At 72.7% G+C, this 10,161-nt stretch carries 5 protein-coding genes; all 5 read left to right on the forward strand.

Annotated features, from left to right (window positions below):
• Window positions 1-5,074 (forward strand): SDR family NAD(P)-dependent oxidoreductase (locus tag GWI24_RS32785; protein WP_210949697.1); only part of this gene is annotated, 5,074 nt, incomplete at its 5' end.
• The gene (locus GWI24_RS32790; RefSeq protein WP_210949698.1) at window positions 5,071-7,452 is read left to right on the forward strand and encodes an SDR family NAD(P)-dependent oxidoreductase; all 2,382 of its coding nucleotides are present in this window, start codon (window positions 5,071-5,073) and stop codon (window positions 7,450-7,452) included. The genes GWI24_RS32785 and GWI24_RS32790, both read left to right, overlap by 4 nt.
• A gap of 11 nt (window positions 7,453-7,463) precedes the next feature.
• Window positions 7,464-7,901: an ester cyclase gene (locus GWI24_RS32795; protein WP_162001940.1), complete on the forward strand. Its 438-nt coding sequence runs from the start codon at window positions 7,464-7,466 to the stop codon at window positions 7,899-7,901.
• Window positions 7,898-8,824, forward strand: coding sequence for an SDR family NAD(P)-dependent oxidoreductase (locus GWI24_RS32800; RefSeq protein ID WP_210949699.1), 927 nt, complete (start codon window positions 7,898-7,900; stop codon window positions 8,822-8,824). The genes GWI24_RS32795 and GWI24_RS32800 overlap by 4 nt, the downstream gene beginning before the upstream one ends.
• A partial coding sequence (locus GWI24_RS32805; RefSeq protein WP_210949700.1) for a cytochrome P450 occupies window positions 8,821-10,161 on the forward strand: 1,341 nt, incomplete at its 3' end. The genes GWI24_RS32800 and GWI24_RS32805, both read left to right, overlap by 4 nt.

The following is a 10,161-nucleotide window of genomic DNA, read 5'->3' on the forward strand; positions in this document are numbered from 1 at the left end:
GGTCGCCGGGGCGAACAGCCCCGAGGAGTTCTGGAAGCTCCGTACGACCGGTGACGAGCTGTTCGTCAAGATCCCCCGGGACCGCTGGCGGCACGAGAACTTCCACGCCGTCGACACCGCCGCCGAGGACAAGGCGTACGCCGACCGCTGCGTCTTCATCACGGACTTCCAGGCCGCCCCCGGCTCCGTCGACAGCATGGCCGAGGGCGCGGACGACCACGAGCTGACCACCATGTGGCTGCGCCACAGCCTGGTCCAGGCGCTGGACGGAGTGCGCCACCAGGACTCCGACCGCTGCTCCTTCGTGGTCGGCTACACCCCCGACGGCAGTCAGCACCTGGAAGAGGCCGGGGTGCTGGACAGCGTCACCCGGATGACGCACGACATCCTCGGGGACCTGCCGCTGGACGACGGCGAGCGCACCACCCTCGGCGGTGACATCGAGGCGGCCCTGAACCGCCGCTACTGGCGCGCCGGCCAGGACCGCTCGCGCTTCCTGCCGCACCGCGTCGGAGAGCTGGCGATGCGCGGTCTGCTGCCGCCCTCCACCGAGCTGCACATGGTGGACACCGCCTGCTCCTCGTCGCTGTACGCGATCGACATCGCGGCCAAGGGCCTGCTGATGGGCAAGCAGGACATCGCCGTCTGCGGCGGTGCCTTCGCGCTCGCGCCGCGCGGCACCGTGCTCTTCTCCAAGCTCCAGGGGCTCTCCAAGCGCGGTGAGGTGCACGCGCTGGACGAGGACGCCGACGGCGTGATCTTCGCCGACGGCGCCGCGCTGGTCGTCCTCAAGCGGCTGAGCCGGGCGCGGGCCGACGGTGACGAGGTGCTCGGGGTGCTCCGCGCCTTCGGCTCGTCCTCGGACGGCAAGGGCAAGGCGATCTACGCCCCCAACGCCGCCGGTCAGAGCCTCGCGGTGCGGCGCGCCCTGGAGGCGGGCGAGGTCGAGGGCGGCGCGGTGAGCTGGGTCAACGCCCACGCCACCGGCACCCCGGCCGGTGACCTCGCCGAGTTCACCACGCTGCGGGAGTACTACGGCACCGCCGGACCCGCCGCGGTGACCTCCAACAAGTCCCTGATCGGCCACACCGGCTGGGCGGCCGGCGTGGTCTCGCTCATCGAGAACCTGCTGGGCCTGGCCGAGCACACCATCCCCGGTCAGTTCCGCTTCTCCAAGCCCCGCGAGGACTTCCGGCTCGCCGAGACCGGACTGGAGATCACCCCCGAGCACAAGAGCTGGCCGGAGCAGTCCGACAGCCCGCGGCTGGCCGCGGTGTCGGGCTTCGGCTTCGGCGGCACCAACGCCCATCTGATCGTCTCCGAGCACCGGGCGCGCCCCGCCGCCGCGAACGCCACCGCCACCGACCGGGCCCCCGCGACCGTCACCAAGGTCCCGGACACCGGCAGCCGGGTGGCGATCGTCGGCTGGTCGGCCCATCTGCCGGGGCTGGAGGGCCGCGAGGAGGTCACCCAGTGGCTGGGCGGCGGTCCGCGCCCCCGCGACAGCTTCGGCGACGAGTACCCGGCGCCGCCGTTCAGCAAGGTCCGGCTGCCTCCCAAGACCATCCGCGCCCTGGACCGCTGCCAGCTGATGATCGTGGAGTGCGCCCATCAACTGCGCGACCAGATGCCGGACTTCTGGCAGGAGCGGGCGCTCAAGACCGGGGTGTTCGTCGGCCATATGGGCCCGACCCGCGCCGCGATGCTCTACGCCAACCGCTGCTATCTCGACGACATCGCCGAGGCGCTGGGCGAGTTGCCCTCCGACGCCCTGCCCGGTGTCCTGGAGCGGCTCGGCGACCGCGTCCGCGGCATGATCCCGGCCTCCAACGAGGACTCCTTCCCCGGCCAGATGCCCAACATCATCTCGGCGCGGGTGGCGAACTACTTCGACCTCAACGGCCCGAACATGACGATGGACTCCGGCTTCGCCTCCGCCGTCTCCTCCATCACCTCCGCGGGCCGCTATCTGCGCACCGGTGAGCTGGACTTCGCGCTCGCGGGCGGGATCAACGGCAACAGCCTCCCGGAGTACCGGACGCTGATCGGCGAGCTGCTGCCGCCGGAGGCCCGGGAACTCGCCGAGGGCGCCTTCCTGTTCGCCCTGACCACCGAGGAGCGGGCCCGCGCCGCCGGGCTCGAGGTGCTCGCGTACGTGGACGAACCGCTCGGCGCCGTCGAGACGGGTCGTGGGGAGGCCGCCCCGGAGGAGATCCTGCTGTGCGGTACGCCCGCGCCCGAGCACGCCCGCTATCTGGGCGCGGCCGGCGGCCTCACCGTCCTCAAGGCGCTGCACCGGCCCTCGGGGACCGTGGAGATCGCCACCGACGAGAGCGAGGGCGCCGCAGGGGCCCGGCTCCGGCTGACCATCCCGGGTGACGGCCCCGAGTCCGACGGCCCCGAGTCCGACGGCCGGGAGTCCGAGGGCCGGGAGGCGGTCCCGGCCGCGCTGCCCGACGCGTTCGCCACCGGCGGACGGCTCGCGGACGGCACCCCGGTACGGGTCCGCCGCCAGGTGCCCGTCCTGACCGAGCTGCCCGCGCGCCCCGTGCGCGAGCGCGTCCCGTTCCTGCCCGCCGGGGCGGTGGTGCTCACCGACGCCCCCGAACCGCTCGCCGCCGCCGCGCCGCCGGACGCGGACCTCACGGTCCTGTCCACGGCGCCGCTCGCGGCCCCGCGCCCCGGCTGGCACCACCTGTCCGAGGTCACCGAGGAGTCGGTCCGCCGGGCCCTGGCGGGCGCGGGCCCCGGGGTCACCCACCTCAGGGTGGTGGGTGACCTCGGCCGGGCGGCCACGGACGGCCCCTCGCCCGCTCTCACCGCCCTGCACGACGCCGCCTATCTGACCCTCCAGCACCTCTACGACGATCTCGGCGACCCCGGCTCCTCGGCCGTGGCGCTGCTGCTGGGCGCCGCGCCGGGCGGCATCCCGCATCCGTACACCGGGCTCTTCACCGGGCTGTGGAAGACCGCGGCCCTGGAACGCGACGCCTGCCTCGCCTTCACACTGTGCACCTCGGCCACCGACCTCACCGAGGCGATGGCCCGCGCCGAGGAGGAGAGCGCGGCCGAGCGGGTCTTCCCCGCGGTGTTCGACCTCGACGGCGTACGGAAGGCGTATCTGCTCTCCGACGAGCCGAACGACCTGGGAGCGGGGGCACCGGCCGTCCTCGGCCCGGACTCCGTCGTGGTGGTCGCCGGAGGCGCCCGGGGCATCACCGCCGAGGTGGTCAAGGCGGTGGCCGAGCACTTCCGGCCCCGGATCTACGTCCTGGGCAGCAACTCCCTGGACGACTACCCGCCGGAGACGTACCAGGGCACCGACGAGGAGTTCGCCGCCCGCCGCGCCGGCTACATCAAGACGGAGATCGCCCGGCGCGACGGCCGCACCGTGGCCGACATCAACCGCGCCTTCGACCGCATGGTCAACGCCCGCTGGGCGAAGCGCAACCTGGACGAGATGGCCGCCCACAGCGGCGCCGGCCGGGTCACCTACCTCGCCTGCGACATGCGCGACGGCGCGGCGGTGGACCGGGCGATCGGGCGGGTCCTGGACGAGCGTGGGCGGATCGACCTGGTGGTCAACGCCGCCGGGCTGCAGCGCTCCGGGCTGATCAAGGACAAGAGCTTCGCCGAGTTCACCTCCATCCGCGATCTGAAGCTGGACTCCTACCTCCACCTCAAGCGCGCCCTGCGCACCGCACCGCCCCGGCTGTGGTGCAACTTCGGTTCGCTGCTGGGCTACTTCGGGCAGCTGGGGGAGGCCGACTACGCCGCGGCCAACGACTTCCTGGCCGCCGCCGCGACCCACACCCGCGCGACCGATTCGCCGACGGACGAGTTCACCATCGGCTGGACGCTGTGGGAAGGCGTCGGCATGGGCGCCAACGAGCTGACCAAGGCGTACTACGAGCGCGCCGGCTCGTACAGCAACATGGCCATCGCCGAGGGCATCCACCACTTCGTCCAGGAGCTCCACGCCCCCGTGCGGCGCCCCTCCGTCGTCCACCTCGGCGACGCCGAGCGCGCCACGGTGGAGCGCTTCTACCCCGGCTATCTGGACCACCCCGGCCATCTGGACCACCCCGGCTCTCCGGGCACCCCGGGCGAGGCGGAGCGGCCCGGGTTCTTCCTGCGCCGGCTGGTGGAGTCCGATGAGCGGTCCGTGGTCTACGAGTGCCCCTTCGACCTGGACACCGACGGCTATCTCGAACACCACACGGTGCGCGGCGAGGCCACCCTGCCCGGCACCTTCGTCACCGAACTGGCCGCCGAGGCCGCCCGGGCCCTGGTCCCCGGCAAGCGGGTGATCGCCTTCGAGGATCTGCGCTTCGAGCACTTCCTGCGGGTCTACCGCGACATCCCGGCCGGCCCCAGGCGCATCCGCGCCGAACTGGTGGACAGCCCCGGGGAGGTGACCGTCGTCCAGGTGCGGATCACCGAGGACGTGGTCGCGCCCAGCGGGGTGGTCCTGGTCAAGGACCGGGTGCACTTCCTGGCCCGGGTGCTGCTCGACACCGAGGCGCCCACCGCGCCGCGCTGGGAGGAGTGGCCGACGGGGGAGGAGACTCCGGTCCCCGACCCGTACCACCAGCCCGGCTCCCCGGTGCGGCTGACCGGCCCCTTCGTCTCCACCACCGACACCCGGATCCACCCCCGGGGCAAGCGCGCCCGCTACGCGCCCGGCATCACGGCCGGCGATCCGGTGTGGTCCCGCTTCACCGTGCCGAGCATCCTGCTCGACGGGCTGGCCCGGGTGGGGGTGCTGGACCTGGTCGACGGGCATCTGGTGCCGGTGGCCGCGCCGCTGTCGATCCGCCGGATCGATCTATACGAGGAGATCAGCGACCACGACCTGGCCGCCTCCGGGGAGGGCATCGACCTCTTCGTCACCCCGCCCGGCTTCGATCTGACGGCCGACGCCATCAGCAACCGCTTCGTGGCGGTGCGGCCCGACGGCCGGATGCTGCTCCAGATGAAGGACATGCGGGCCACCCTCATCGGCTATGTCGACGCCGAGACCGGCGAGGCCGTTCCCCTGGAGCAGGCACCGGCGGGGGAGGACCGGACATGACGGTGACTCAGGAGAACGCGCCGGTCCAGCCGGTGACCCGGATGGTGTGGCGGCTCACCGAACTGCCCCGCCCCGCCGGGCCGCACCCCCGGCTCGCCGGGCTGCGGGTGCTGCTGATCGGTGGCGAGGAGGACATCGCCGCCGGTGTGGAGCGCGAGCTGAAGGAGCACGGCGCGCTGGTGCGCCGGGAGCCGGAAGGCCCCGGCCCCGTGGACGCCATCGTCGACCTCACCGTGGGCCGGGCGTACGACCCGGACCGGGCCGCCTCCGCCGGGGCCTGGCGGCGGGCGCTGACCGAGACCGTGACCGCGCTGCGCGGGGTCTACGACGACTGGGCGGCCGAGACCGCCGCGGACCGGCTGTGCTATCTCGCCGTCAGCTACCTCGGCGGCGGGATGGGCCAGCATCCGCGGGACGGACTGGAGCAGCCGCTCGGCGGCATCTGGGCGGGGCTCGCCAAGACCCTGCACCGGGAGTTCCCCAATGTGGCCGCCCGCGTCGTCGACATCGACCTGGCCGCCTCCGCCGAACTCCCCGGCATCGTCGCCGCCGAGCTCGGCCGCACCGGTGAGATCGAGGTCGGCTACCGCGACGGCCGCCGGTACACCCTCACCCCCGAGGACCGGCCGGTGGCCGCGCCCGCCCTCACCCTCGGCCCCGAGGACACCGTGCTGATCTCCGGCGGCGGCCGGGGCATCGGCTGGGAGCTGGCCCGGTCGCTGGCCGCCCGGCACGGCCTACGGGTCGTGGTGACCGGCAGGGAGCCGTTCCCGAGCGGGGACGAGCCCTGGTTCGGCGTGGACGAGGCCGGGTGGAAGGCGTACGAGAAGCAGGTCTGGGCGGGCCGTACCAAGGGCGAGTCGCCCGCCGTGGTCCGCGGCCGGCTGGCCCGCACCCGCCGGCTGTGGGAGCTCGCCACCCATGTGACCTCCGCCCGGCGGGAGGGGCTGCGCATCGAGTACGCGCGCTGCGACTTCACCGACCGCGCCCAGGTGCGCGAGCTCATCCGGCACGAGGACGCGCTGGAGGGCGGCCGGCTCGCCGGGGTGGTGCACAACGCCGGGGTGGACACCTCCGCCCGGCTGCCGAAGAAGACCGACGAGGAGATCCTGCGCACCGTAGAGGTCAAGATCGAGGGCTTCCTCAACGTCTTCGAGGAGGTGCGGAGGCGCGACCTGAAGTTCTTCTGCAGCGTCGGCTCCCTCACCGGGCGGCTCGGCGGCATGGTCGGCCAGCTCGAATACGCGGCGGCCAACGACGGTCTCGCGCGGCTCGGCCAATGGGCCGCCCGCCGGGCCGCGTTCCCCGTGATGACCCTCGCCTGGCCCACCTGGGACCGCATCGGGCTGATCGCCAACTTCGCCGCCACGCTGCGCTACATGGCCGCGATCGACGTGGCGGACGGTCTTGAGCGCTGGCGGGCCGAACTGCTGGCGGGATCCGAGGGCGAGGTCACCTTCGTCGGGCCGCTGGGCAAGGCCATCGACCCGGGGCAGGCCATCGGCTATCCGGTGGTGCCCGCGCTGCCCGGCTTCGCCGCCGCCTATCCGAAGGTCTTCCACCTCGGCGAGGTGACCTCCTATGAGCCGCACGCCCAGCTGACGGCACGCGTCGTCTTCGACCCCGGACACACCCCCGCGCTCGGTGACTTCCGTATCGACGGCACCCCCGCGCTGCCGCCCTCCCTGCTGCTGGAGAACGCCCTGCGGGCCGCCGAATGGATCGTCCCGGAGGACTTCCCGGCGCTGCGGGCCGGTGCGCTGGAGGAGATCGTGGTGCCGCTGGCGCTGCTGCGCCTCGACGGCCCCGCGATCCGGCTGGTCCGCGAGATCCGCGGCTTCCACGAGGGGCACGACTGGATCGTGGAGGTCCGCTACCGCCACGAGGGCGGTGGGGACGGCCCGGAGGCGAGCCTGCGCATCGTCCACGAGACCGGCGCGACACGGCCGCCCGCCCCGCCGCGCCCCGATGTCCGGCAGACCACCACCCTCCGCTCCGGGCCACCCTTCCTGCACTGGCGCGGTGCCGTGGTGCCGCTCTCCGCATGGGCGGCGGGGCCGGAAGGCCGCATGGTGGCCGAGGTCCCGCGCTGTCTGCCGGTCGACCTGTGGGCGACGCCGTACGTGCCCGGGACGGCCCTTCCCATCGCCGCGCTGGAGAACGTGGTGCGGCGGTGCACCACTCAGGGCGACGGCCTCTCGGTCACCGCCGACCCCCTGATCCTCGGCCGGATCGCACCGCACTCCGCCGAGCGCGGACCCACCCGTGTCGAGGGCGATCCCTCGCTCGGCGTCTGGCGGATCACCGACGCAGACTCCGGGGACCCCGTGGCGACCGTCTCGGGACTCTCCGGCCCGCTGGGAAACACGACGGAATAGAAAGGCAGTTCATGTCCACTCCCGAGCAGAACAAGGCCGTCCTCGAGCGCTACTACGAGGAGTGCCTCAACAAGGGCAATCTGGACGTCATCTACGAGGGCGCCACCGAGGACCACATCAGCCACGGCACCGCCGCCAACGGCAAGGAGGGCGTGGAGCACCTGAAGGAGTGGGTGCGGCTGCAGCGCGCCTCCTTCCCCGACCTCCACGTCACCGTGGACGACTGGATCCTGGAGGGGAACAAGGTCGTCAGCCGCTTCACCGCGCGCGGCACCCACACCGGCGACGACTACGCGGGCCTCATCCCGGCGCAGGGCCGCAAGCTGGAGATCCCCGGCATCGTCATCGACGAGTTCAACGACGAGGGCAAGATCGTGGAGAGCTGGTTCTCCATGGACTCCTACGACCTCGCCACCCAGCTCGGGGCGTTCGACGCGCCCCCCGCGTGACCGCCCATGAGCCGGCCCCGGGCTCCGGGGCCGGCATCCCGGTCCTCATCACCGGCTGCTCCTCCGGAATCGGCCGCGCGTGCGCGCTGCGGCTGCACCGGGCCGGGCACACCGTGTACGCCACCGCGCGGCGGCCCGAGACGCTGGCGGAGCTCACGGCGCTCGGCATCCGCACCATGGCGCTCGACGTCACCGACGAGGAGTCCATGGCCACCGCCGTCGCCAAGGTCGAGGCGGAGCACGGCGCGGTCGGGGCGCTGGTCAACAGCGCGGGATACGCCATGTCGGGCTGTATCGAGGAGGCCTCCCTGGCCGAGGCGCGCGAGCAGTTCGAGACCAATGTGTACGGCCTGGTCCGGCTCAGCCAGCTGGTGCTGCCCGCGATGCGCGCCCACGGCGGCGGCACCATCGTCAACATCTCCTCCATCTTCGGCCGTTACGCCGTCCCCGGCTCGGGCTTCTACAACGCCACCAAGCACGCAGTGGAGGCGCTCAGCGACTCCCTGCGGAACGAGGTGGCCGACTTCGGGGTGCGGGTCGTCCTCGTCGAGCCGGGCCCGGTGCGCACCACCCGCTTCGGCGCCACCTACGTGGCCAATCTGCGGCCGGTGAGCCGGACGTACGAGGCCTTCCGCCGGGAGAGCGCCGAGTACTTCGAGGCGATCTACACCGGCAGCCGCCGGACCCTGGCGGGCACCTTCGCGATCCAGGCGGACGATGTGGCCCGCCGGGTGGCGAAGGTGGTGGCCAAGGGCGCCCGCGGCTCCCGGCCGCGCGCCCGCTACCCCGTCGGACTCCTCGCGCACAGCACCATCGCCCTGCGGCGCCTCACCTCCGACGTCCTTTTCGACCATCTCTTCGTGCGCCGCCTGTTTCCGGTGCCCCGCGGGCCGCGGCCGCGAAAGCAAGGAGACCACCGATGACCACAGCGACCTCCGCGCCGCGCACCGCACCCGGCCCCAAGGGCGCCCCGCTGCTGGGCAGTCTGGGCCCCTGGAAGCGGAACACCGCCGAATTCCTGCTCGGTCTGCAGCGCGACCACGGCGAGATCGTCCGGATGCGGCTCGGCCCCTTCCTGGTGCACCAGGTGACCGAGCCCGAGGCGGTGCGCCGGGTGCTGGTGGAGAACAACGGCAACTACGTCCGCGGCCCGCTCTACGAGCAGTTCGGCGTCGTCATGGGCAAGGGACTGCTCACCACCGACGGCGAGTTCTGGCGCGCCCACCGGCGGGCGGTGCAGCCGGTCTTCCTCAAGAACGCCATCACCGACATCATCCCCAACATCATCCGGGCCACCGAGGAGATGCTGGAGACCTGGGAGCGCAAGGCCGCCGCCGGTGAGCCGGTCGACCTGATGACCGACATGCTGCGGCTGACCCTCGTCACCCTCTCCCGCTCGCTGTTCGCCTACGACATCAAGCCGGACTCGGCCCTGCTGAAGACGATCGTGGACGATGTGGTGGAGGTGATGTTCCGCCGTGGCACCGCCACCGAGATGCTGCCCTCCTGGGTGCCGACGGACCGTCAGCGCAAGATCCTCAGGATCCACCGGGTCTTCGACCGCATCGTGGCCGATGTGCGCCGGAGTTACGCCGAGACGGGGGAGGGGCCGCTGATCGCGCTGATGGAGCGGGCCACCGACCCGGCCACCGGTGAGCCCTGGACCGATCAGCAGATCAAGGACGAGTTGCTCACGGTCTATCTGGCCGGCCACGAGACCACGGCCGTCTCCCTGTGCTGGACGCTGCTGTCGGTCGCCGCTCACCCCGGCGTCCAGGAGGAGCTGGACGCCGAGATCGCCACGGTGCTCGGCGGCGGGCTGCCGGACGCGGAGAGCGCCGAGGCGCTGACGTACACCAAGATGGTCGTCGACGAGAGCCTGCGGATGCACCCGCCCATCTGGATCTTCCCCCGGGCGGCGGTCGAGGCGGACACCCTCGGCGGCTACGACATCGAGCCGGGCTCCTCGGTCCTGCTGTCCCCGCTGGTCTCCCACCACAACCCGCGCCACTGGGAGAACCCGCTGGCCTTCGACCCGTACCGGTTCACCCCGCAGGCCATCAAGGAGCGGCCGCGGATGGCGTATCTCCCGTTCGGCTCGGGGCCCCGGCAGTGCGTCGGCAACTTCATGGCGCTGCTGGAGCTGCGCATCATCGTGGCCATGGTGAACCAGCGCTTCCGGATCAGCCGGATCCCGGGGACCGAACTGCGGTACGGCTCACCGGTGATCTCGCTGCGGCCGCTCGAGGACGTGATGGTG

It is taken from the genome of Streptomyces sp. MK37H (assembly GCF_018035285.1).
Classification (GTDB): Bacteria; Actinomycetota; Actinomycetes; order Streptomycetales; family Streptomycetaceae; genus Streptomyces; species Streptomyces endocoffeicus.